This is a genomic window from Bradyrhizobium sp. BR 10289 (assembly GCF_019455385.1).
Taxonomy (GTDB): Bacteria; Pseudomonadota; Alphaproteobacteria; order Rhizobiales; family Xanthobacteraceae; genus Bradyrhizobium.
Genome location: NZ_JACOFR010000003.1, coordinates 37,296 through 61,410, shown reverse-complemented (window position 1 = coordinate 61,410; position 24,115 = coordinate 37,296). Strand labels below are relative to the sequence as shown.

At 65.0% G+C, this 24,115-nt stretch carries 23 protein-coding genes; 21 read left to right on the top strand and 2 right to left on the bottom strand.

All coding sequences use genetic code 11. The annotated features are described in order from the left end of the window. Positions 1-41: 41 nt before the first annotated feature. Genes HYH08_RS06935 through HYH08_RS06900 form a run of 8 tightly spaced genes read left to right on the top strand, consistent with a single transcriptional unit; the run spans position 42 to position 7,827 of the window. The gene (locus HYH08_RS06935) at positions 42-869 is read left to right on the top strand and encodes an ABC transporter substrate-binding protein (RefSeq protein WP_220009022.1); all 828 of its coding nucleotides are present in this window, start codon (positions 42-44) and stop codon (positions 867-869) included. After that, complete coding sequence (locus HYH08_RS06930) at positions 866-1,723, top strand: amino acid ABC transporter permease (RefSeq protein WP_220009021.1); 858 nt, start codon at positions 866-868, stop codon at positions 1,721-1,723. Before HYH08_RS06935 ends, HYH08_RS06930 begins: the two co-directional genes overlap by 4 nt. Further along, positions 1,720-2,484 carry an amino acid ABC transporter ATP-binding protein gene (locus HYH08_RS06925; RefSeq protein ID WP_220009020.1) on the top strand — a complete coding sequence of 255 codons (765 nt, stop codon included), beginning with the start codon at positions 1,720-1,722 and terminating at the stop codon, positions 2,482-2,484. The genes HYH08_RS06930 and HYH08_RS06925 overlap by 4 nt, the downstream gene beginning before the upstream one ends. A 15-nt stretch (positions 2,485-2,499) precedes the next feature. Then, entirely contained in the window at positions 2,500-3,315 is an 816-nt protein-coding gene (locus tag HYH08_RS06920; protein ID WP_220009019.1) for an ABC transporter substrate-binding protein, read from the top strand. Beyond that, on the top strand, positions 3,302-4,186 hold the full coding sequence (locus HYH08_RS06915; protein WP_220009017.1) for a polysaccharide deacetylase family protein: 885 nt from the start codon (positions 3,302-3,304) through the stop codon (positions 4,184-4,186). The genes HYH08_RS06920 and HYH08_RS06915 overlap by 14 nt, the downstream gene beginning before the upstream one ends. Positions 4,187-4,194: 8 nt before the next feature. Continuing rightward, positions 4,195-4,851, top strand: coding sequence for an aspartate/glutamate racemase family protein (locus tag HYH08_RS06910; protein WP_220009016.1), 657 nt, complete (start codon positions 4,195-4,197; stop codon positions 4,849-4,851). Positions 4,852-4,873: 22 nt separating this feature from the next. Then, the gene (locus HYH08_RS06905) at positions 4,874-6,457 is read left to right on the top strand and encodes an ABC transporter substrate-binding protein (RefSeq protein WP_220009013.1); all 1,584 of its coding nucleotides are present in this window, start codon (positions 4,874-4,876) and stop codon (positions 6,455-6,457) included. After that, positions 6,454-7,827 (top strand): amidohydrolase family protein, encoded by a 1,374-nt coding sequence (locus tag HYH08_RS06900; protein ID WP_220009012.1) that lies wholly within the window; start codon positions 6,454-6,456, stop codon positions 7,825-7,827. The genes HYH08_RS06905 and HYH08_RS06900 overlap by 4 nt, the downstream gene beginning before the upstream one ends. On the opposite strand, the gene HYH08_RS06895 is transcribed toward HYH08_RS06900, so the two are convergent. Next, positions 7,817-8,740 (bottom strand): LysR substrate-binding domain-containing protein, encoded by a 924-nt coding sequence (locus HYH08_RS06895; protein ID WP_220009010.1) that lies wholly within the window; start codon positions 8,738-8,740, stop codon positions 7,817-7,819. The genes HYH08_RS06900 and HYH08_RS06895 overlap by 11 nt on opposite strands. A 276-nt stretch (positions 8,741-9,016) precedes the next feature. Between HYH08_RS06895 and HYH08_RS06890 the strand changes: the two genes are divergently transcribed. The 10 genes from HYH08_RS06890 to HYH08_RS06845 all read left to right on the top strand — a co-directional run bounded on the left by HYH08_RS06890 (position 9,017) and on the right by HYH08_RS06845 (position 18,921). Then, positions 9,017-10,048, top strand: coding sequence for an ABC transporter substrate-binding protein (locus tag HYH08_RS06890; protein WP_220009008.1), 1,032 nt, complete (start codon positions 9,017-9,019; stop codon positions 10,046-10,048). 25 nt (positions 10,049-10,073) lie between these two features. Beyond that, entirely contained in the window at positions 10,074-11,114 is a 1,041-nt protein-coding gene (locus HYH08_RS06885; RefSeq protein WP_220009007.1) for an ABC transporter ATP-binding protein, read from the top strand. Beyond that, positions 11,111-11,986, top strand: a complete 876-nt coding sequence (locus HYH08_RS06880) for an ABC transporter permease (RefSeq protein ID WP_220009006.1) — start codon at positions 11,111-11,113, stop codon at positions 11,984-11,986. The genes HYH08_RS06885 and HYH08_RS06880 overlap by 4 nt, the downstream gene beginning before the upstream one ends. Next, positions 11,983-12,789, top strand: a complete 807-nt coding sequence (locus HYH08_RS06875) for an ABC transporter permease (RefSeq protein ID WP_220009005.1) — start codon at positions 11,983-11,985, stop codon at positions 12,787-12,789. Before HYH08_RS06880 ends, HYH08_RS06875 begins: the two co-directional genes overlap by 4 nt. Positions 12,790-12,797: 8 nt before the next feature. Continuing rightward, on the top strand, positions 12,798-13,934 hold the full coding sequence (locus tag HYH08_RS06870) for an NAD(P)/FAD-dependent oxidoreductase (protein WP_220009004.1): 1,137 nt from the start codon (positions 12,798-12,800) through the stop codon (positions 13,932-13,934). A gap of 26 nt (positions 13,935-13,960) precedes the next feature. Continuing rightward, complete coding sequence (locus tag HYH08_RS06865) at positions 13,961-14,257, top strand: (2Fe-2S)-binding protein (RefSeq protein ID WP_220009003.1); 297 nt, start codon at positions 13,961-13,963, stop codon at positions 14,255-14,257. Continuing rightward, complete coding sequence (locus HYH08_RS06860) at positions 14,254-15,672, top strand: NAD(P)/FAD-dependent oxidoreductase (protein ID WP_220009002.1); 1,419 nt, start codon at positions 14,254-14,256, stop codon at positions 15,670-15,672. Before HYH08_RS06865 ends, HYH08_RS06860 begins: the two co-directional genes overlap by 4 nt. Then, entirely contained in the window at positions 15,669-16,790 is a 1,122-nt protein-coding gene (locus HYH08_RS06855; RefSeq protein WP_220009001.1) for an NAD(P)/FAD-dependent oxidoreductase, read from the top strand. Before HYH08_RS06860 ends, HYH08_RS06855 begins: the two co-directional genes overlap by 4 nt. A gap of 15 nt (positions 16,791-16,805) precedes the next feature. Next, on the top strand, positions 16,806-17,153 hold the full coding sequence (locus HYH08_RS06850) for a RidA family protein (RefSeq protein ID WP_220009000.1): 348 nt from the start codon (positions 16,806-16,808) through the stop codon (positions 17,151-17,153). Between the two features lie 172 nt (positions 17,154-17,325). After that, positions 17,326-18,921, top strand: a complete 1,596-nt coding sequence (locus HYH08_RS06845) for an ABC-F family ATP-binding cassette domain-containing protein (RefSeq protein WP_220008999.1) — start codon at positions 17,326-17,328, stop codon at positions 18,919-18,921. 154 nt (positions 18,922-19,075) lie between these two features. On the opposite strand, the gene HYH08_RS06840 is transcribed toward HYH08_RS06845, so the two are convergent. Beyond that, positions 19,076-20,404 carry a dicarboxylate/amino acid:cation symporter gene (locus HYH08_RS06840; protein ID WP_220008998.1) on the bottom strand — a complete coding sequence of 443 codons (1,329 nt, stop codon included), beginning with the start codon at positions 20,402-20,404 and terminating at the stop codon, positions 19,076-19,078. 140 nt (positions 20,405-20,544) lie between these two features. Here HYH08_RS06840 and HYH08_RS06835 point away from each other — a divergent pair, with 140 nt between their 5' ends. The 3 genes from HYH08_RS06835 (at position 20,545) to HYH08_RS06825 (ending at position 24,109) form a co-directional block, all read left to right on the top strand. Further along, positions 20,545-21,864 (top strand): solute carrier family 23 protein, encoded by a 1,320-nt coding sequence (locus HYH08_RS06835; RefSeq protein WP_220008997.1) that lies wholly within the window; start codon positions 20,545-20,547, stop codon positions 21,862-21,864. 73 nt (positions 21,865-21,937) lie between these two features. Further along, positions 21,938-22,774 carry an SDR family oxidoreductase gene (locus tag HYH08_RS06830; RefSeq protein ID WP_220008996.1) on the top strand — a complete coding sequence of 279 codons (837 nt, stop codon included), beginning with the start codon at positions 21,938-21,940 and terminating at the stop codon, positions 22,772-22,774. Positions 22,775-22,978: 204 nt separating this feature from the next. After that, positions 22,979-24,109, top strand: a complete 1,131-nt coding sequence (locus HYH08_RS06825) for a helix-turn-helix transcriptional regulator (RefSeq protein ID WP_220008995.1) — start codon at positions 22,979-22,981, stop codon at positions 24,107-24,109. Positions 24,110-24,115: the final 6 nt, after the last annotated feature.

Here is a 24,115-nt window from a genome sequence, read left to right as displayed (position 1 = left end):
ATAAGGAAGAGACCGGCAAAGGAAAAAGGATTGGAGCTGACATGAGACGCCTCTCGCTTTCTCTCGGCCTTGCCGCGCTGGCCGCAATCGCCTCCGCGCAGGCGGCCGAGCTTCCGGCGGAGATCAAGCAGGCCGGCACGTTGAAGCTCACCGTCAACTCCACCTACGCGCCGATGGAATATCGGGATCCCGCCAGCAACGAGCTGGTCGGGCTCGACATCGATCTCGCCAATGAGCTTGCCAAGCGGCTCGGCGGTCTCAAGATCGTCTGGAGCGAGACACCGTTCGCGGAGCTGATCCCGTCACTCCAGACCAAGCGTGCCGACTTCATCATCTCCGGCATCTCCGATCGCGCCTCGCGGCGCGAGACAGCCGATTTCGTCGATTACCTCGCGACCGGACCGCAGTTCTTCGTGATGGCGGAGAACCAGGCGAAGGCCGCGACCGATCTCTGCGGCAAGAAGGTCGGCACCACCCGCAGCACCAGTTTCCCGGCCGAGATCGAGAAGTGGAGCAAGCAGAATTGCGAGACGGCCGGCAAGCCCGCCATTCAGTACGTGCCCGGCGAGAACTCGATCGACGTTCGCAACCAGCTCAAGCAGGGCCGCATCGACGCGGCCGTGCAGGGCAGCGAGACCTTGCCCTATGCGCAATCGCAGGAGCCGGGAAAATACCGCGTCATCGGTGGGCAATTGTCCACGGGCTATCAGGGCATCATGTTCCGCAAGGATGATGCGGCTTTGCGCGAAGTGGTGACCGAGAAGCTCACCGCGATGATCGCCGACGGCTCGTACAAGGCGGTTCTCGACAAATGGGGTCTCGGTGCCAATGCGGTCGCAAAACCCATGCTGAACGCGGCGGCGCAATGAGGCCGGCGCCGGCACTCGCCGAGGGTTTTCCCGATCTGTCGGGAATGAAGGTCGCGCGCGAGCCGCACTGGTTTCGCTGGATCAGCGCGGCGCTGATCGTCCTCGTGCTGGCCGCGATCGTGCGCGCATTTGCGAACGGCCAGATCGAATGGTCCTATGTCAGCCGCTTCCTGACCGTGAAGGTCATCCTCGAAGGCATCGTCAACACCATGGTGATGGCGGTGCTGGCGATGATGCTCGGCATCTTTCTCGGCATCGTCGTCGCGATCATGCGGCTGTCGCCCAATCCGGTGCTGAAGACGGTGGCCGCCGGCTACACCTGGCTGTTCCGCGGCACGCCGCTCATTCTGCAACTCCTGCTGTGGTTCAATCTCGCGCTGGTGTTTCCAACCATCGGCATCCCCGGACTGTGGAGTGCGCGTGCGGTGGATGTGATGACGCCGTTCCTCGCCGCGCTGCTCGGGCTCGGCATCAACCAGGGCGCCTACACCTCCGAGGTGATGCGCGCCGGCATGCTGTCGGTCGATGTCGGACAATATGAGGCGGCTCAGGCGATCGGCATGGGACGGCTGCGCGCGCTGCGACGGATCGTGCTGCCGCAGGCGATGCGCGTCGTGATCCCGCCGCTCGGCAACGAATTCATCGGCATGGTGAAGGCGACCTCGCTTGCAAGCGTGATCCAATATCCGGAATTGCTGCATAACGCCGAAAACATCTATTACGCCAATTCCCGCGTGATCGAGCTCCTGATCGTCGCCGGGCTCTGGTACCTGCTCGTGGTCTCGATCCTCACCCCGCTCCAGATGTTGCTCGAACGCCGTTTTGCCCGCGGCACATTGCGGCTCGCGCGATGACAAAACCCCTCGTCGCGATCCGCTCCGTCAGCAAGAGCTTTGGAGAGTTCCAGGCTCTCAAAAACGTCTCGCTCGATGTCTGGCCCGGCGAGGTCATGTGCCTGATCGGCGCGTCCGGCTCCGGCAAGACAACGCTGCTCCGCTGCATCAACCAGCTCGCCGTGATCGACAGTGGCGGCATCTGGCTCGATGGTGAGCTGCTGGGCGTGCGCGAGCAGAGCGGCAAGCTCCATCGCCTCTCAGAACGCGAGATCGGGCGGCAGCGGCTGAAGACCGGCATGGTGTTCCAGCGCTTCAACCTGTTTCCGCACAAGACCGCGCTGGAGAACATCACGGAAGGCCCAACTCAAGTGCAGGGGCGCAAGGCCGAGGAGGTGCGCAGCGAGGCGCTTGAACTGCTGCGTCGGGTTGGACTGGCGGCCAAAGCCGATTCCTATCCGGCGCAGCTGTCCGGCGGCCAGCAGCAGCGCGTGGCGATCGCGCGGGCGCTGGCGATGAAGCCGATGCTGATGCTGTTCGACGAGCCGACCAGCGCGCTCGATCCCGAGCTCGTCGGCGAGGTGCTCGCCGTGATGAAGGAGCTGGCGAAAAGCGGCATGACCATGATGGTCGTGACGCACGAGCTCGGCTTCGCCCGCGAGGTCGCCGACCGCGTCGTCTACATGGACCAGGGCGCGATCGTCGAGCAGGGCCGGGCCTCCGACGTGCTGGGCGCGCCGCGCGAGGAGCGCACAAAAGCATTTCTTTCCGCAGTCATCTGAAATGGGGGCGTGTTGATGAAGAGACTTCTGCTTGCGGCGGCGCTGTTTAGCGCCATGACCGTTTCTGCCTTTGCGATCGAGCTGCCGCCTGACATCGCCAAGCGCGGCAGCCTCAAGGTTGCGCTGGTGCCGAACTATCCGCCCATGGAGTTTCGCGACCCCGCCACCAACGCGCTGACCGGGTTCGACGTCGATCTCGGCGAAGCGATCGGCAAGAAGCTCGGCGTCAAGATCGAATGGACCGAGACCAGCTTTGCCGAGTTCATGCCGTCGATTTCGACGGGTCGGGTGGATGCCATCCTGTCCGGCTTCACCGACTATGCGAGCCGGCACGAGATCGCGACCTTCGTCGATTATCTGCGTAGCGGTCCGAAGTTCTTCGTGCAGCAGTCCCGCGTGTCGGAGTTCAAGGACATGGCCGCGCTCTGCGGCAAGAAGGTCGGCGCCAGCCGCCGCACCATGTTCCCGGCCGAAATCGAGAAGTGGAGCCAGAAGAACTGCGCTGGTAATCCGATCCAGTTCGTCGGCACCGATGGCTCGGCCGATGCGCGCAACCAGCTCAGGCAGGGGCGTATCGACGCAGCCGTGCAGGGCAACGAGACGCTGCCCTATCTGATGGATCTCGAGCCGGGTACCTATGCGCCGATCGGCGATGCCTTCGCAACGCAGTTCACGGGCATTGCGCTGCCGGCCAAGGAAAAGGCACTTCAGCAAGCCATGCTCGAAGCCGTCGATGCGCTGATCGCCGACGGCACGTACAAGAGCCTGCTTGCCAAGTGGAAACTCAACGACAACGGATTAGAGAAGGCGACCATCAATGCTGGACAGTAAGGCCCTAAAGAGCATCCCGCTCACCCCAGCCAACACCGCGGATCCCGCGCCGGAATACCCGTGGCCCAAGCCGTATACTTCGGCGATGTTCCTGTCGTTCGACGTCGACGCGGAGAGCGCGTGGACCAGCAAGGACGCGGTGCACGCGCACCGGCTCATCACCATGAGCTATGGCGGCTATGAGGCGCGCGTCGGCACGCCGAAGCTGCTGGAGCTGCTCGACCAGCTCGATCTCAAGGCAACGTTCTTCGTCACGGGGTGGTCGGTCGACGCCCATCCCGCGATGGCTGAATCCATTCTCAAGGCCGGTCACGAGATCGGCCATCACGGCTATCACCATCTCCTGCCCGATCCCGGCGATCCCTGGATCGAGGAGGAGCTGGAGCGCGGTTTTGAGGCGCTGAAGCGCCGGCTCGGCGTCAAGCCGACCGGCTACCGCGCGCCTTACGGCGAGTTCACCGAAGAGCTGCGCGTCGCGCTGGTGCGCCATGGCATCGTCTACACCTCCTCGTTCCGCGACGACGTCAGGCCCTATCGCCATCGCCTCGCCGACGGCAAGCCGGGCACGATCGAGCTGCCGGTCACCGCGAGCTATGACGACTGGATGCACGGCCTGTCCGCTCGCTTCAGCCCGCGCTCGATCTTCCCCAAGGAGCATGTGCTCTCGATCTGGAAGGACGAGCTCGACGAGACCAGGGATTGGGGCGCGATGGTGACGACCGTGCTGCATCCGCAATGCAGCGGCCGTCCGATGCGGCTGCGCCTGCTGCGCGAATTCCTCACTTACGCAAAATCGTGTCCTGATGTCTGGATCACGACCGGCGAGAAGATCGCGGAAAACTTCCTGCGCCACGAAGCGGCCAACCGCTGAGCCATGCCATGACCCGTCGCCGCATCCTCGTCATCAACCCCAACTCCTCGGCGTCGGTGACGGCGGCGATCGACGACGCGGTCGCGTCGCTGCGCATCGCCGGCGGGCCTGACATCGAGGTGGTTGGCCTTGCCGAGGGACCGCCGAGCATCAGCTCGCAGCGCGACGCCGACAGTGTGGTGATGCCGCTGGTGAACCGCGTGTCGCGCGACAATGCGGACGCCTTCGTACTCGCCTGCTTCAGCGATCCCGGCCTGCATGCGGTGCGCGAGGCGGCAGGCAGCCGCCCGGTGATGGGCATCGCCGAATGCGGCATCTTTCGCGCGATGATGCTGGGCGAACGTTTCGGCATCATCGCGCTGTCGCCGTCGAGCATCCGTCGCCAGCAGCGCATGGTGCGGGTGATGGGGGTCGACAGCCGCTATGCCGGAAGCTGGTCGGTCGGCGCGAGCGCGGCGGAGACGGCGGGCGCCGATATCCGTGGACGGCTGATCGAGGCCGGCCGCGCGCTGGTCACGCAATGCCGCACCGATGTCGTGGTGATGGGCTGCGCCGGCATGGCCTCGCACCGCGCGGCGATTGCGGATGCGATCGGCGTGCCCGTGGTCGAGCCGGCGCAGCAAGCGGTCGCCGCCGCGATCGGCGCAGTGTTGTTGAGTACGTAAGATCCTTCAGGAGCCTCCCGTAATGCCCATCTCCCGTCGCTCGCTGCTCAAGGCCGCCGCTGCTATGCCGGCGCTGTCGATGCCGGGCCTCGTACGCGCCGAATCCCAGTCCACGTTACGCTTCATCCCGGTCATCGATCTCGCCTTCGTCGATCCCATCTATTCGACCGCGCAGGTGTCGCGAAACCATGGCTTCATGGTCTACGACACGCTCTACGGCATGAGCTCCTCACTCCAGATCTCGCCGCAGATGCTGTCGGGCCACGCGATTTCCGGCGATGGGCTGCAATGGGACCTCACGCTTCGCGACGGCCTGTTCTGGCATGACGGCGAGCGCGTGCTGGCGCGCGATTGCGTCGCCAGCATCCGTCGCTGGGCCGCGCGCGACGGCTTTGGCGGCGAGTTGATGGAAGCGACGGCTGAGCTGTCGGCCGCCGACGACCGCACCATCCGCTTCCGTCTCAAGCGTCCATTCCCGCTGCTGCCGCAGGCGCTCGGCAAGGCCGCGATCAACGCCTGCTTCATGATGCCGGAGCGGCTGGCGAGCCAGGATCCGTTCAAGCCGCTGACCGAAGTCGTCGGCAGCGGCCCGTTCCGCTATCTCGCCGACGAGCGCGTGCAGGGTGCCCGCAACGCCTACGCCAAATTCGATCGCTATCAGCCGCGCACCGATGGCAAGCCGGATTGGACCGCGGGCCCGAAGATCGTGCACTACGATCGCGTGGTCTGGACGACCACGCCCGATGCCGGCACCGGCGTCGCCGCGCTCCAGACCGGCGAGCAGGATTGGCAGGAGACCACACCGCACGATCTATTGCCGATCATCAAGGCCGCGGGGGACATCGAGACCCGCATCCTCGATCCCAGAGGCTACGCCTGCATGCTGCGCCTCAATCATCTCCAGCCGCCGTTCGACAATCCGGCCGTGCGCCGTGCGCTGCTCGGCGCGATCGATCAGGCTGCTTTCATGACGGCGGTGGCCGGCACTGATCCGGCCTTCCAGGTCTCGCCGATCGGCTATTTCGCTCCGGGCACGCCGATGGCGAGCGACGTCGGTCTCGACGTGTTCCGCGGTCCCCGCAACTACGACAAGGTGAAGGCTGATCTCAAAGCCGCCGGCTACAATGGCGAGAAGATCGTGGTCCTGGTGCCCACCAACTCGCTGGCGCAGAAGCCGCTCGGCGAGATCGCGGTCGACTCGCTGCGGCGGGCCGGCATGAATGTCGAATATGCCGGGCTTGATTTCGCCGTCGTGCTGCAGCGCCAGCTCAAGAAGGATCCTCTTCCGCAGGGCGGCTGGAGCGCGGCCGTCGGCAATTGGCAGGGCATCGACTGGCTCAATCCGGCCGGCAACACCAATATCCGCGGCGAAGGCAAGGTCGCCGGCTGGTACACGAGCGAGAAGATGGGGCCGTTGCGCAGCCAGTGGCTGGCGGCCTCGGAGCTTGCCGAGCAGCAGCGCATCTGCCGCCAGATCCAGGCGGTCGCGTTCGACGAAATCCCCTATATTCCGATCGGCCTCTACAAGCAGCCGACCGCCTATCGCAAAGCCATCACCGGCATTCTCGACGGCACTGCCGTCTTCTGGAACGTACGCCCCGCATGAGCACCACGGCCATTTTCGGCAGCTATGTGCTGTCACGCAAGGACGGCGCGCAGGACGTGCTGCGCGACCATTGGGTTCTGGTCGAAGGCAAGAAGATCGCCGCGATCACCCGCGACAAGCCCAGCGCGGATCAGGTCTACGACCGGCCCGGCCGCTTCGTGCTGCCGGGCCTTCTGAACCTGCACAATCACTGCTTCTCGGAAGCGGTCGCGCGCAGCCACAGCGAGGATGGCAACGGCCGCAAGAACAACCAGAGCATCGTCTACACGGTGCTGCTGCCGCTGACCAAGCGCGGCGCCGAGATCCTGTCGGCGGAAGAGCGGCTCGCAGTGGCGCGGCTCGGCATCCTTCAGCTGCTCAAGGGCGGCGCCGCCACGGTGATGGAGCCGTTCCGCAACTCGATCCCCGAGATGTTCGATGCGGCGGAAGAGATGGGCATCCGCTTCTACGGCGCGCCCTATTTGTTCTCGACATCCGACGCCAAGGCCGGCGCCGACGGCATCGTCCGCTATTCCGGCGATGACGGCACCGCCGACATGGCGACATGGAATGCGCTCTATCAGCGCTGGAACAATCGCGGCGACGGCCGTATCAACCTCGCGATGAGCCCGCACGCCACCGACACCTGCGGCCCCGATCTGCTGAAAGCCTGCGCGACGCGGGCGCGCGAGCTTGGCGTGCCGATCACGACGCACATGGCGCAGAGCCGTGGTGAGGTCGAGACCATCGGCAAGCGCTATGGCGGCCGCACGCCGGCGGAATATCTCGACTGGCTCGGCCTGCTCGCGCCGGACCTGATGGCGGCGCATTGCATGTTCTCGAGCGACGACGATCTCAAGCTGATGGCCGCACGCGGCATGACCGTGCTGAATTGCCCGCGCGTGTTCGCGCGCGCCGGCATCACGGCCGCCTTCAGCCGGTTTGCGGAGCATGGCGTGCGCACCGTGGTCGGCACCGACGGCTACAACATGGACCTGCTCGGCGAGCTCAATGCGGCCTCGCTGATCTCGAAGGTCACCTCGGCCCGCGCCGATGTCGCGAACTCGCCCGAGCTGATCGAGGCAAACACGGCCGTTGCCGCCGACGTCATCAAGCGGCCGGACCTCGGCCGGATCGAGCCGGGAGCAACCGCCGACCTCACCGTCGTCGATCTCACCCATCCGCATCTGCAGCCGCTGTTCGATCCGCGCCGCGCGCTGATTGCCCTCGCCAACCGCGCCAACATCGACCAGGTCATGGTCGACGGCCGCATGCTGGTCGACGAGGGGCGCTATCTCGGCGCCGACGAGGCGGCGATCACCGCGGCGGGCACCGCTGCGATCGGCAAGATCTGGGACCTGCCGGAAGCGCAGGCCGCATTCAACGGGTGATCGCTGCCTCTGGCAGATCGTCGAACTCCGCCAGCGCCTTGCGCACGGTCTCGACGAAATCCAGTGCCATTGGTGACGCGCTGCGCTGCGCCGGAAACACCGCCGAGAATTCGAAGTCGATGCGCGGCAGGAAGCGGCGCACGACGACGCCGCGGGTGGAAAACTCCTGCGCGGTGAAGGGATCGCAGATTGCAACCCCCACTCCGGATGAGACCATGCCGCACATGATCTCCGACAGCGTGGTCTCGACCCTGAGCACGCGGCGGACATCGTGGCGATGGAAGACCTGGTCGACGAGATGCCGGCTCGACGATCCCGCCGAAAGCGAGATGAAGGTCTCGCCCTCGAAGTCGCGCGGCTCCAGCACCTCCTTGTCCGCGAGGCGATGACCGGTCGGCAGCACCGCGACGCGCGCCGGCGCCGGCAGCCTCTGGCTCGGCAGGCCGGAATGCGCGATCGGCACCTCGGCAAAGCCGACGTCGCATTGATTGTTCAGCACCCAGTCGACCACGATCGGCGAGATCACGCCGAAGAAGGCAAGGTTCAGGTTCGGTCGCTCCTTCAGGAAGTGACCGGTGAGCCGCGGCAGATAGCCGTTCGACAGTGCCGGCAGCGCTGCGATCCGCAGCGAGCCGGTGCGGCGGCTGCGGATTTCTTCCGCTGCTGCGGCGATGCGTTCGAGGCCGACGAAGGAGCGCTCCACTTCCGTATAGAGCGCCATCGCCGCGGCGGTCGGGACGAGGCCGGTGCCGCGCCGCTCGAACAGCTCCATCTTCAACAGCGCCTGGAGGTCGCGCAGCAAGCGGCTGACGGCCGGCTGCGTCACCTTCATCAGCGCCGCGGCCTCGGTCACGCTGCCCGTCAGCATCGTCGCGCGAAAGGCTTCCACCTGCCGCGAATTGATCCGGGCCATGCCAATTCCATTCATAACATTTAGGTATGCAGACCCTGCCATTATTCATTGGACGATGGAAGCTCGGGTTTGCGATCTTTTTCATCAGGACTGGAGACAGCCCGCTTTTTCGGCAGATTGGAGGGGTTCAAACCTCCAGATCGCGCCAAAACCCGCCGAACAGGGGCCGGAGCCCTGATCGCAAGCGGATTGGCGCGGAAGGAAATGCGGCGACGCGCTTCAGCCCGCGAGACTCGTCGGCACGTCACCTCATTCCGGTATTGGAGATCGGTCCATATGAAGACTCTTCGCCTCCTGACAGCGGTCAGCATCGCGGCGCTCGCCGCGGCCACGTCGGCCTCGGCCCAGCAGAAAACGCTCTATGTCGCCGGCTATGGCGGCTCGTTCGAGAAAACCATCCGCGACGAGGTGATCCCGGCCTTCGAGAAGGAGAACGGCGTCAAGGTTGAATACGTCGCCGGCAACTCGACCGACACGCTGGCCAAGCTTCAGGCGCAGAAGGGCAACCAGCAGATCGACGTCGCCATCGTCGACGACGGCCCGATGTACCAGGCGATCCAGCTCGGCTTCTGCGGCAAGCTCGACGGCCTTCCCACCGACCTCTACGACACCGCCCGCTTCAAGGACGATCGCGCCGTTGCGATCGGCATCGTCGCGACGGGCCTGATGTACAACACCAAGGTATTCGCCGAGAAAGGCTGGGCGCCGCCGACCTCGTGGAACGACCTGAAGGACACGAAATACGCAAAGCAGCTCGTGATCCCTCCGATCAACAACACCTATGGTCTCGAAGCGCTGGTGATGCTGTCGAAGATGAACGGCGGCGGCGAGAGCAACGTCGATTCCGGCTTCAAGATCTTCAAGGAACAGATCAATCCGAACGTGCTCGCCTATGAGCCGTCGCCGGGCAAGATGACCGAGCTGTTTCAGTCCGGCCAGGCCGTGATCGCGGTGTGGGGCACCGGCCGCGTGCAGAGCTTCGCCAACACCGGCTTCCCCGTGGACTTCGTCTATCCGAAGGAAGGCGCGGCAACGCTGCTGACCACCGCATGCCCGATCACGAAGCCGAATGCTTCGCCCCTGGCGTCGAGCTTCGTGAAGATGTTGCTTGATCCGAAGATCCAGCTCGTGATGCTCAAGGACTACGGCTATGGCCCGGTGCTGAAATCGCTGGTCATTCCGCCGGAGCTCGGCAAGATGGCTCCAATCGGTGAGCGCGCCGCAAAGCTCTACAATCCGGACTGGACCGTGATCAACGAGAAGCGCGAGGAATGGACCAAGCGCTGGAATCGCGAGGTCGAGCGTTGATCCGATCGTTCGCGGAGACAGCGTGATGGCCTATCTCGAGCTCGATCGAGTGGCAAAGCAGTTCGGCGCCCAGACCGTGGTCGATGACTTCAGCCTGTCGGTCGGGAAGGGAGAGTTCATCTCCTTCCTCGGCCCGTCCGGCTGCGGCAAGACCACGACGCTGCAGATGATCGCGGGCTTCCTTGATCCCACGCGCGGCGCGATCCGCCTCGAGGGCAAGGACCTGACCGCGATCCATCCGGCCAAGCGTGGCCTCGGCATCGTGTTCCAGAGCTACGCGCTGTTTCCGCACATGACCGCGGCGGAGAACGTCGCCTTTGGCCTCGAGATGCGTGGCGTGCCGCGCAGCGAACGGGCCGAGCGCGTCCGCGCCGCGCTTGCGATGGTGGGCCTCGCCGGTTACGAGGAACGCCATCCGCGCCGCATGTCCGGCGGCCAGCAGCAGCGCGTCGCTCTGGCGCGCGCGCTGGTGATCAAGCCGAGCGTGCTGCTGCTCGACGAGCCGCTGTCGAACCTCGACGCAAAACTGCGCGAGGAGATGCAGATCGAGCTGCGCCAGATCCAGCGCACCATCGGCACCACCACGATCCTGGTCACCCACGACCAGAACGAGGCGATGTCGCTGTCCGACCGCATCGTGGTGATGAGCCAGGGCAAGATCGAGCAGATCGGCACGCCGCAGGAGACGTATGAGAAGCCCGCTTCGGCCTTCGTCTCGCAATTTCTCGGCAAGACCAACGATTTTGCCGGCACGATCGACCGAACCGTCTCGCCGACGCTGCTTGTGGCGGGCTCCTGGCGCGCGCCGGCGCCGGCCGGGCTCGGCGGCCCCGTCACAGTCAGCATTCGCCCCGAAAGAATCGGCTTTGGTGACACCGGGCTCAGCGCAAAGATCATCACGCGCATCTTCCAGGGCAATCACTGGCTGTTCCAGTGCGATAGCGAATGCGGCCCGGCGATCGTGATCCGCCAGAATGACGGCCAGGCGCAGCCGGCCGAAGGCGACGCGGTTCGCCTCACTTGGCGTCCCGAGGATATGAGCGTCCGCGCGAGGGCCGACGCATGAGCGCGGCCGCCGAGGAACGCGGCGCGCGTGCACCCTGGGCGCTGACGGCGCCCGCGTTGATGCTGTTCGTCGGCGTGCTGCTGATTCCGCTCGCAATGACGGTCATGCTGTCGTTCCACGACTGGGGCCAGTACAAGGGCATCGAGCCGGTCTTCATCCTCAAGAACTGGCACGAGATCGCGAGCGATCCCTATTACGCCGAAATGTTCTGGCGCACGTTTCGCATCGCGATCCTGACTACGCTGCTCACCGCACTGTTAGGGGCGCCCGAAGCCTACATCCTCAACCGCATGAGCGGCCGCTGGAAGAGCTTTTTCCTGCTGGTCATCCTCGGGCCGCTGCTTATTTCCGTGGTGGCGCGCACGCTCGGCTGGGCGCTGCTGTTCGGCGGCAACAACGGCCTCGTCAACAAGCTGCTGATGTCGGTCGGCGCGATCCGCTCGCCCATCCCCTTCATGTTCACCGAAACCGGCATGGTGGTCGCGCTCGCGCATGTGATGATGCCGTTCATGGTGCTGTCGGTGTGGGCGGCGCTGCAGCGGCTCGATCCGCAGATCGAGAATGCCGCGATGTCGCTCGGCGCCGGCCCCATGACGATCATCCGCCGCATCATCATGCCGCAGATCATGCCGGGCGTGCTGTCGGGCGCGATCATCGTGTTCTCGCTCTCGGCGAGCGCCTTTGCGACGCCCGCGATCATCGGCGGCCGCCGGCTCAAGGTCGCGGCAACGCTCGCCTATGACGAGTTCCTCAACACGCTGAACTGGCCGCTGGGCGCGGCCGTCGCGACGCTGCTGCTGGTTGCGCTGGTACTGATCGTGGTCGGAAGCAACGCGCTGATCGAACGCCGCTACGCCGAGGTGTTCCGATGAGGCAGAACGGCCCGCTCGCGCTGATCTTCCACACCATCTTCGTGATCGTGATGGTGGCGCCGATTCTCGTCGTCTGCCTCGTTGCCTTTACGCCCGAGGGCTTCTTGTCGCTGCCGACCAATGGCTTCTCGCTGCGCTGGTTCAGGGCGATCGGCAATTACCCCGAGTTCATCCACGCCTTCTGGGTCAGCCTTGGATTGGGAGCGCTGTCCTCCTTCGTCGCGCTGCTGTTCGCAGTGCCCGCGGCACTGGCGATCGCTCGCTATCGCTTCCGTGGCCGCGATGCGCTGGCGGCGCTGTTCCTGTCGCCGCTGATGATCCCGCATGTCGTGCTCGGCATCGCGTTCCTGCGTTTCTTCACATCAGTCGGGCTCGGCGGCAGCTTCGCCGCGCTGATCATCGCCCATGTCGTCATCGTGTTTCCGTTCGCGCTGCGGCTGACGCTTGCGGCTGCGACCGGCATGGACCGAACGGTCGAGATGGCGGCAGTCTCGCTCGGTGCCGGCGGCTGGACGCTATTCCGCCGCGTGACACTGCCGCTGATCCTGCCTGGCGTCATCAGCGGCTGGGCGCTCGCCTTCATCCAGTCGTTCGACGATCTCACCATGACCGTCTTCCTTGCCGCACCCGGCACCGAGACATTGCCGGTGCGCATGTTCCTTTATATCCAGGACAACATCGATCCGCTGGTAACGTCGGTCTCGGCCTGCGTGATCGCAATCACCATGACCGCCCTCATTCTGCTCGACCGTTTCTACGGGCTCGACCGCGTGCTCGCCGGCAAGGGCGATACGGGACGATAGGAGAATCTATGCGAACGGATTACGACGTCGCCGTGGTCGGCGGCGGTTTGCTCGGCTCCGCCATTGCCTGGGGCCTCGGCCGCCTTGGCAAGAAGGTCGCGGTGCTCGACGAAGGCGATATCACCAAGCGCGCCTCGCGTGCGAACTTTGCGCTGGTCTGGGTGCAGAGCAAAGGGCTCGGCATGCCCGCTTATACGGTCTGGACCGTGCAGGCCTCGCAGGCGTGGGGCCGGCTTGCCTCCGAGCTGAAGCAGCAGACCGGGCTCGACGTCTCGCTCCAGCAAAACGGCGGTTTTCATCTCACGCTTGGTGAGGACGAGTTCGGCCAACGCACCGAGCTCGTCAAGCGCATGCACAATCAGGTCGGTGCGGCCGACTACAAGATGGAGATGCTCTCGGCCTCCGAGGTGAAGAAGTCGCTGCCGCTGATCGGGCCGGAGGTCTCCGGCGGCAGCTATTGTCCGCTCGACGGGCACGTCAATTCGCTGCGCACGTTCCGCGCCTTCCACACCGGCTTCAAGGCATTCGGCATCGACTATTTCCCTGAGCGGCCGGTCTCGGCGATCAGCAAGAGCGGCGGCGAGTTCCGCCTGACCACGCCGAAGGGCGAGCTGCGTGCCGCCAAGATCGTGCTCGCCGCCGGCAATGCCAACCAGACGCTGGCGCCGATGGTCGGCCTCACTGCGCCGATGGGCCCCACCCGCGGCCAGATCGTGGTGACCGAACGCACCATGCCGTTCCTGCCGCACCCGCTGACCACGCTCCGCCAGACCGACGAGGGCACGGTGATGATCGGCGACAGCAAGGAAGAGGACCTCGACGATCGCACGCTGAAGCATTCGATAAGCGCCGTGATGACCGACCGTGCACAGCGCATGTTCCCGCATCTGTCGCGGCTCAACGTCGTCAGGAGCTGGGCCGGCATCCGCGTCATGCCGCAGGACGGCTTTCCGATCTACGACCAGTCGGAGACGCATCCCGGCGCCTTCGTCGCCTGCTGCCATTCCGGCGTGACGCTGGCGTCCAACCACGCCTTCGAGATCGCGCGCATGGTGGCGCAAGGCGCGCTCGAGCCGGAGCTGGTCGGCGCATTCTCCGCCAGCCGGTTTGGCGGCGCGGGTGCGTCCAACAACAGCGGATATTAGAGAGTTTGAGGAGCCAAGAGGCATCCATGTTTAAACGATCCGAACAGGACAGACGTCCTCAGGTGCAGATCTTCGTCGACGGCGTCGCCGTCACGGCGCGCCAAGGCGACACCGTGTCTGCCGCGTTGCTGGCCTCCGGCCAGGATGCACGGCGCTTAACCGCCGTGAGCGGTGCGCCGCGCCTGCCTTACTGCATGATGGGCGTGTGCTTCGATTGCCTCGTGACCATCGACGGCATCGGCAATCGCCAGGGCTGCCTCGTGCCCGTCGCCGAGGGCATGCAGATCGAAATCCAGAAGGGCAAGCGGGAGATCGGAAAATGACTGTGGCTCCCGAGCGCGAAGACTATGACGTCGTGGTGATCGGTGCCGGCCCTGCCGGTCTTGCCACTGCCGCGACCTCGGCTGAAGCAGGTCTCGCGACGCTGCTGCTGGACGAGAACATCGGCCCCGGCGGCCAGGTATTCCGCGCCATCTCCTCGACGCCCGTCACCGATCGCACCCAGCTCGGCGCGGATTACTGGGTCGGTGCCGATCTCGTGCAATCGCTGCGCGCGAGCAGCGCCGAGGTGATCCATCGCGCCACCGTCTGGAGTCTCGACCGCAATCTCGACATCGCCGTCTCGGTCGGCGGCGCGTCCGCCTTCGTCAAGGCGAAGCGCGTGATCCTTGCCACTGGCGCGCTGGAGCGGCCGTTCCCAATTCCCGGCTGGACACTGCCGGGCGTGATGACCGCGGGCGCGGCGCAGACCATGCTGAAATCTTCGGCGCTGGTGCCGGACGGCCGCACCGTTATCGCGGGGCAGGGGCCGCTGCTCTGGCTGCTCGCCGCGCAGATCCTGCGTCTCGGCGGCCGCATCGACCGTATTCTCGACACCACCGAGCGCGGCAATTATTTCGCGGCGCTCCCGCACGCCTTCGCGTTCCTGACCTCGCCCTATTTCGCCAAGGGCCTGTCGATGATGCGCGAGGTGAAGGCGAAGGTTCAGGTCGTCTCCGGCGTCACCGAGCTCTCGGCATCCGGTGAAGGTCAGCTCGCGAGCGTCAGCTACGTTGCAGGCGGCAAGCGCGAGACAATCGCTACCGATCTGTTGCTGTTGCATCAGGGCGTCGTGCCCAACGTCAACCTTGCCATGTCCGCGGGTGTCGAGCATCGCTGGGACGATCTGCAGCTGTGCTGGTCGCCCGTGCTCGATGCGAGCGGCAATTCTTCCGTTCCCGGCATCGCGATCGCCGGTGACGGCGCGGGCATCGGCGGCGCGAACGCTGCGGTGGTCCGCGGCCGCATCGCCGCGCGCGCGGCGGTGGAGGCGCTGGCGCCCAAGGCCGCTGCGAAGCTCCCCGCGATGGCAACGCTCCGCGCGGACCTTGCCAAGGCCGAGCGTGGCCGCTTGTTCCTCGACACGCTGTTCCGCCCGGCGCCGCAATTTCGCATTCCATCGGGCGAGACTATCGTTTGCCGCTGCGAAGAGGTCACCGTCAAAGACGTTCTCGATTCCGTTGCAATCGGCGCGACCGGACCGAACCAGCTCAAGGCCTATCGCCGCACCGGTATGGGTCCGTGCCAGGGCCGGCTCTGCGGCCTCACCGTCACCGAGCTGATGGCGCAGGCGCGCGGCAAGACCCCGCAGGAGATCGGCTACTACCGGCTGCGCGCGCCGGTGAAGCCGATCACGCTGGCCGAGCTCGCCGCCGTTCCGAAGAGCGAGTCCGACGTCAAGGCCGTGGTACGCGGATGAGCAGGAATGTGGATGCGATCGTCATTGGCGGCGGCATCCACGGATGCTCGACGACGCTGCATCTGTGCCTTGCCGGCCTGAAGCCGGTGCTGATCGAGAAGGACTATGCCGGCCGGCACGCTTCCGGCGTCAATGCCGGCGGCGTGCGCCAGTTGGCGCGGCATATCCCCGAAATCCCGCTTTCGATCCGCTCGATGGGCATCTGGGAGAAGATTTCGGAGCTCGTCGACGACGATTGCAGTTTTGAAAGCTACGGCCAGGTCCTCGTCGCGGAGGACGAGGAGGAGCTTGCGGCCTGCCGCACGCGCGTCGCCGAGCTCAACGGGCTCGGTTTCACCCATGAGGAGCTGATCGACGCGGCCGAGCTGCAACGGCTCGTGCCTGCGGTCGCCGACACCTGTCCCGGCGGCGTGGTCTCGCGCCGCGACGGCGCCGCCAATCCGGCGCAGACGACGACGGCGTTCCGGCGCAAGGCTCAGCAGCTCGGCGCCACGGTGCGCGAAGGCGTCGCCGCCACCAACATCCGTTACATCAACGGCTTGTGGCACGCCGATGTCGGCAGCGAGAGTTTTGCCGCGCCGGTGCTTGTCAACGCCGCCGGCGCCTGGGCCGGCAGGATCGCGGCCGCGCTCGGCGAGCCGGTGCCGGTCGAGACCGTCGCGCCGATGCTGATGATCACCTCGCGCGTGCCGCACTTCATCGACCCCGTCGTGATCCTGCGCGGCCGAAAACTCTCCTTCAAGCAGTTCAAGAACGGCACCGTGCTGATCGGTGGCGGCCATCTCGCAACGCCTTATCAGGATCGCAACGAGACGGTGCTGGACTGGAAAAGCCTTGCGATCAGTGCGCGTACCGTCTTTGAGCTATTTCCGGTGATGCGCAGCGCCACCATCGTCCGCGCCTGGGCCGGCATCGAAGCCAAGATGAAGGACGACATTCCTGTGTTCGGTCCCAGCAGCCGCCACAAGGGTCTCTATCACCAGTTCGGCTTCTCGCTGCACGGTTTTCAGCTCGGACCCGGCGCCGGCGCGGTGATGGCCGAACTGATCGTCAACGGCGGCACCCAGACCCGGATCAGCGATCTCGGCATCGACCGCTTTCATCCCTCCACGCTCTAACATCACGAGGACATCATGAGCATCACCCGAAGCATCCGCACGCCGATTCAGCACCGCGCTGTCGAAGCCAACGGCTTCGTTTTCATCGGCGGCACCATCGCCGACGACACATCCGTGTCCATGGGCGAGCAGACCCGCAACATCCTCGGCAAGATCGCCGGCTATCTCAAGGAAGCCGGCACCGACAAGAGCCGCGTCGTCAGCGCCTCGATCTTCGTGACGGATCTCTCGAAGAAGAAAGACATGGACGCGGCCTGGACCGAGTTCTTCGGCGACAATCTCCCGACGCGCGCCACCGTCGGTGTCGCCGATCTCGGCGGCGGCGCGCTGATCGAGGTGGTCGTCACTGCGCTCAAGGGTTGATTGCGACGCGCGGGAAGGGACGTCGCGCTCCCCGCGCTGCCGTTCCTTCGCGCCGCGTCTTGATCTCGCCAAGTTGCGGGATTAGTAAGAGAGCATCACCAACCAGGATATTCGAAAGCCATGGATCTGACCCCGACCGCAACGCCCATCCGCCTTGCTCACGGGGAATTCCATGCCTGCTTCCATCATCCTGTCAAACCTGTCGCTGTCCACACCTGAGGACCGACCTCTTCTCTCCAATATTGATCTGACATTCGCGGCCGAGCGGACCGGCCTCGTCGGCCGCAACGGCGTCGGGAAAACCACGCTGCTGGCGTCGATTTGCCGGGAACATGTTCCCCAGGCGGGGCGCGTTCTGATCAACGGCACCATAGGCCTGCTGCGCCAGAACGTTCAGTTGCGCGCAGGTGCGACCGTGGCCGATCTGTTCGGCGTGCGGGAAGCGCTGAAGCTGCTTCGTCGCGCGGAACGGGGCGATGCCTCCGCCGAGGACATCGCCGTGATCGACTGGACTCTCGAAGCGCGGCTCGCGTCCGCACTGGCGCGCGTCGGGTTCGATCTTGCGCCTGATACGGAGCTGTCCTGCCTGTCCGGCGGCCAGACGACGCGAGTTCGCCTTGCCGCGCTGGTGTTCGCCGAGCCAGACTTCCTGTTGCTGGATGAGCCCACCAACAATCTCGACCAGGACGGACGTAAAGCCGTGGTCGATCTGCTGGCGGGCTGGCGCGGCGGCGCGGTCGTCGTCAGCCACGACCGTGATCTGCTCGAAACCATGGATGCCATCGTCGAGCTGACGTCGCTCGGGGCAAGGCGCTATGGCGGCAATTGGAGCGCTTATCGCACACAGAAGGCCGTCGAACTCGCCGCCGTCCGGCATGATCTCGCGCGTGCCGAGAAGCAACTGTCCGAGATCGATAGCAAGGCGCAGGAGGCGGCGGAACGGAAGGCGCGCAAGGACAGCGGTGGCCGGAAGAAGAGCGCCAAGGCCGACATGCCGCGCATCCTCGCCGGCGCACGCAGGGATCGCACCGAGGACAGCGGCGGAAAGACCGCGCAGATCGCCGCAAGGCGTCGCTCGGGGGCCATCGACGCGCTCGACACGGCGCGCCGGCGTCTCGAGATTCTTCAGCCGCTGTCCGTGAAATTGCCCTCGACCAACCTGCCGGCGGGGAGGGAGGTGGTCTGGCTCGACAGGGTCAGTGCCGGCTATTCTCCGGAGCGCGCGATCCTGCGCGATCTGTCCTTGGCGATCGTTGGGCCCGAGCGGGTTGCGATCGTCGGGCCGAACGGCTCCGGCAAGACGACCTTGCTGAAACTCATTGCGGGCGAGATGTGTCCCCTCGCAGGCAACGTGAGGGTCAGGCCCGACTTCGCGCTGTTCGATCAGAAAGTCAGCCTGCTCGATCCCGCGATCTCCATCCTGGATAATTTCAGGCGTCTCAATCCAAAGGCGGGCACGAATGAGTGCCATGCGGCGCTCGCACGTTTCATGTTTCGCGCCGACGCCGCCTTGCAGATCGTCGGGACCCTGAGCGGCGGGCAACTGCTTCGTGCCGGTCTTTCCTGCGTGTTTGGCGGGACAACGCCGCCATCCCTGCTGATCCTGGACGAGCCGACCAACCATCTCGACATCGAGTCCATCGAAGCGGTCGAGGCAGGGTTGACGGCCTATGACGGCGCGCTGCTCGTCGTCAGTCACGACGAAGCGTTCCTGAAGGCGGTCGGGATCGCGCGCAGGGTCGAGCTGACCGCCAGCTCGGCCCTCTAGGCTTGGCAGTCAGAAAACAAAAACCCGACGCCCTGCCCCCAGCGCGTCGGGTGGAATGAATGAATATCGATCGGTGATCCCAACGCCCTCGTTGTGACTCGCGCCGCACCAATTGACCACTCCGGGAAACTACCGCGTCGTGGCGGGCGCGGCGTTACGCGCCGCCGCCAGGCTCCAGCGCCTCGCCGATCTCCAGCGGATGCGCCATGGTCTCGTGCAGCGCCTCGCGGTCGAGCTCGCCTTCGGAGATGCTGATGACGACACAGGCGACGCCGTTACCGACCAGGTTGGTCAGCGCGCGGCACTCGCTCATGAATTTGTCGATGCCGACCAGGATCGCGATCGACTGGATCGGAATATCCGGCACGATCGAGAGCGTCGCGGCGAGCGTGATGAAGCCGGCGCCGGTGACGCCGGAGGCCCCCTTCGAGGTGATCATGGCGATGCCGAGAATGCCGAGCTCCTGCCAGATCGTCAGATGGGTGTTGGTCGCCTGCGCCAGGAACAGCGTCGCCAGCGTCATATAGATGTTGGTGCCGTCGAGGTTGAAGCTGTAGCCGGTCGGGACCACGAGGCCGACCACAGAGCGCGAGGCACCGAGATGCTCCATCTTCTGGATCATCTGCGGCAGCACCGTCTCCGAGGACGAAGTGCCGAGCACGATCAGGAGCTCGTCCTTGATGTAGGCGATGAAGCGGATGATCGAGAAGCCGGCAAGCCGCGCGATCGCGCCGAGCACGATCAGGACGAACAGGATGCTGGTCAGATAGAACGTGCCGATCAGGGCCGCGAGGTTGAGCAGCGAGCCGAGGCCGTAGGCGCCGACGGTGAATGCCATCGCGCCGAACGCGCCGATCGGGGCCACGCGCACGATGATGCGGATGATGCCGAAGAACATCTTTGCGGCTTTGTCGATCGCCTCTGCGATCGGCTCGCCGGCCTTGCCGAGAAAGGCGATGGCAAAGCCCGAGAGGATCGAGACCAGCAGCACCTGCAACAGGTCGCCGCGCGCGATCGCGCCGACATAGCTGTCGGGGATGATCGCCATCAGATGAGCGACGATGCCGTCTTCGTGGGCCTTGGTGACGTAGGTTGCGACCGATTTCGGATCGATCGTGGCGGGATCGATGTTGAATCCGTGTCCGGGCTGGAGAATTTCGCCGACCAGGAGGCCGATGGCGAGCGCCACGGTCGAGACCGTCTCGAAATAGATCAGCGACTTCAGCCCGACCCGGCCGACGCGCTTGAGGTCGCCCATCGAGGAGATGCCGTGCACCACGGTGCAGAAGATGACGGGCGCGATCATCATCTTGATCAGCGCGATGAAGCCGTCGCCGAGCGGCTTCAGGGCCTTGCCGAGATCGGGATAGACATAGCCGATCAGGACCCCAAGCACGATTGCGATCAGCACCTGGACATAGAGGATCTTGTACCAGGGTTGGTGCCGGCGATGGATCGCTGGCTGGATCGCAATCTGTGTCATATGATGAGCCCCGGAACGCATTGATTTCGCAAGATTTGAGTCTTGCATGACTCGCATCATGTGATGACTGCCGCGGAAGCGACAATCACATTTTTGTCGGATCGCACGACGATCAATCGCTGCACCGCAACGGGGGAAATATGACGACGACATCAGGCTCGAACGGGCAGGCCGAAGGCTATTTTCCGCGCTGGAAGCTCAAGACCTCGGGCGTGATCATGCCGGAGGAGCGGATGTCATGGGGCCACGCCATCATCTCCGGTCTCCAGCATTGCATCGCCATGTCGGGCTCCACCATCATCGCGCCGCTGCTGATGGGGTTCGATCCCAATGTTGCCGTCCTGTTCTCCGGCATTGGCACGCTGATCTTCTTCGTCATCGTCGCCGGGCGCGTACCGAGCTATCTCGGTTCGAGCTTCGCCTTCATCGCCGTCGTTCTCGCTGCCACCGGCTATGCCGGGCAGGGGCCGAATCCGAATCTCTCCGTCGCACTCGGCGGCATCGTCGGCGCCGGAGTGCTCTACGGCGTGATCGCGCTGATCGTGATGTGGTCCGGCACGCGCTGGGTCGAGCGCCTGATGCCGCCGGCGGTCACCGGCGCCGTGGTCGCCGCAATCGGCCTCAACCTCGCGCCCGTCGCGGTCAAGGCAGTGAGTGCCAATGCTTTCGATACAGGCATCGGGCTCGCAACTGTCTTGATCATCGGCGTGGTCGCCGTGGCAGCGCCAGGTCTGTGGCGCCGCCTGCCGATCATCTTCGGTGCGATCGGCGGATATCTCTTGTACCTGCTGTTTGCGAATGGCCTCGGCTTCGGCAAGCCGATCGATTTCGCACAGCTCTCCGCCGCGCCGTGGCTTGGCCTGCCGAACTTCACCACACCGACCTTCCAGGCCGACGCCATCTTCCTGATTGCACCTGTTGCCGTCATTCTCGTCGCCGAGAATCTCGGTCACATCAAGGCCGTCGGCGCCATGACCGGCCGCAGCCTCGATGCCTATCTCGGCCGCGCGTTGTTCGCCGACAGTCTCGCGACCATCGTGGCGGCCTGCGGCGGCGGCACCGGCGTCACCACCTATGCCGAGAACATCGGCGTGATGGCGGCGACCAAGGTCTATTCGACCTTGCTGTTTGCGTTTGCGGCGAGCGTGTCGGTGCTGCTCGGCTTCTCGCCGAAATTCGGCGCGCTGATCCTGTCGATCCCCGGTCCCGTCATCGGCGGCCTCTCGATCGTGCTGTTCGGATTGATCGCGGCGATGGCGGGCCGGATCTGGGTCGAGAACAAGGTCGACTTCGCCGATCCCGCAAACCTGATCACCGTCGCCGTGGCGCTGACCGCGGGCGCAGGCGATCTCACGTTGAAATTCGGCGCGTTCACGATCGGCGGGATCGGAACGGCCACCTTCGGCGCGATCATCCTCTATCAAATCCTGACGTCGCCGCTCGCCCGCCGCGGGGCGTGAAGCCCAGCGATGCAGCGATGGATGGAACAAAACAGCGGTTCCATCCATGATGAGGCGTCCCCGGAGAAAGTACATGCCACAGACCGATCGCTCGACCTCGTTTCCCTCTCGCCTCGCCGGCCGGTACGCACTGGTGACCGGTGCCTCGCAAGGCATAGGCCGCGCCGTCGCCGTCAGGCTCGCGCAGGAAGGTGCGACCGTCGCCATCAACTATGTCGATCAACCCGAGAAGGCCGAGGAGACGCTCGCGCTGACAAGGACGGGGTCGAGCGACCGTGGCCACGGCAAACTCGACCATGTCATCGTCAAGGCCGACGTCAGCAATGAGCAGGAGGTTACCGCGATGTTCGAGACGATCCTGGCGCGCTGGCAGCGCCTCGATTGTCTCGTCAACAATGCCGGCTTCCAGCGGGAGTCGCCAAGCGAGGCGCTCGATATCGACACCTACCGCCGCATCATCGACGTCAATCTCAACGGCGCCGTGCTCTGCGCGCAGAAGGCGCTGGCGCATTTCGTCGCGCGCGGCGGAGGCGGCAGCATCATCAATTGCTCCAGCGTCCACCAGATCATCCCGAAGCCCGGCTATCTCGCTTATTCGATCAGCAAGGGCGGCATCGTCAATCTGACGCGCACGCTGGCGCTGGAATTCGCCGGCCGCGGCATTCGCGTCAACTCGGTCGGCCCCGGCGCGATCGATACGCCGATCAACGCGGCCTGGACCGGCGATCCCGACAAGCGCGGGGTCGTCACCAGCCACATTCCATTGGGGCGCGTCGGGACGCCGGAAGAGATCGCCGCCGTGTTCGCCTTCCTCGCCTCTGATGATGCGAGCTACATCACCGGGCAGACCATCTATGCCTGCGGGGGCCTCACGCTATTCCCCGAGTTCCGCGAGAACTGGGCGAGCTAGTTCCGTAGGCGCAGCGATGTAATCCCGCAACAGTTCGAAAAAACCGGGCCGCGAATCCCGCTCCGCGCAGGCGAGCTCAACCATATGGTTGATGCCCACCCCCGCCGTCTCCCGCACGATGGCGCCGAGGCCCGCCAATGAACATGGCGTGCGGCTGAAGGCGCGAATGCCAGATTTGCTGTTCGAAATGTCCGAGAGCCGGCCGTGAGGTCTGAAGCCGCCCTGCTGTCAGAGCTGATCGGCCTCGTCTACGACGCCGCGCTCGATCCCGCCTTGTGGCCGCGCGCGCTGGAGCAGGCCTGCCTGTTCGTCGGCGGCTCCTCCGGCGTGCTGTTCTGGCACGATGCAGCCACGGAGAAAACCGCGGTGCTGCATCTGTTCAACGAGGCGCCGGACTACACGAAGCTCTATCTCGAGAAATACCTTCCCTTAAATCCGTGCTTTCCGGCGGCTACGTTCTGCGAGGCTGGTCTCGTCTATGCGTCGACCGATTTCATCCCCTTCGAGGAGATGGCAGAGACGCGCTTCTATGAAGAGTGGATGAAGCCACAAGGCATGGTCGACGCGCTGGGGGCGAATCTGGAGAAGGGGGCAACCAGTTCATCGATCGTCAGCGTGCGGATGCATGAGAAGGATGGCCTCGTCGATCCCGGCGCTCGCCGGCGGTTCGCGTTGACCGTGCCGCACTTCCAGCGCGCGGTCTCGATCGGACGGCTGTTCGACCAGAGCAAGACGGCGCAGGCGGTGTTGACCCAGACACTCGACAGCATTACGGCCGCCGTCTTTTTGGTCGCTCCCAATGGTCGCCTCGTCTTCACCAATGCGCCGGGACGCGCGATGCTCAACGACGGGGCGTTGCTCACCGAAAGGAATGGAGCGTTGATGGCCGGGGAGCCGAATGCGCAGCGCGCGTTGCGCGAAGCACTGATCGCCGCCGAGAACGGCGGCGCCACAGCCGACGGCGCTGGGCCAATTCCGCTCTCCACATCACAAGGCCGATGGTTCGCCGACGTGCTGCCGCTGACCTCGGGCGACCGTCAGCGTACCGGCGCTCTGCATTCAGCCGTCGCCGCGATCTTTGTCCGCAAGTCCTCACCGGCAAGTCCGCCGCCGCTGGAGGCGCTGGCGAAGCTCTACAAGCTCACCGCGAGCGAAATCCGCGTGATCGACGGCGTCATGAAGGTGAGCGGGGTGAAGGCTTTGGCCGACCTGCTCGGACTGACCCAGGCCACCGTCAAGACTCATCTCCATAACGTCTTCCGCAAGACCGGTACCGCGCGGCAGAGCGAACTCGTGAAGCTGATCGCGGGGTTCACGCCGTCCGAACGGCCCTGATCTGGC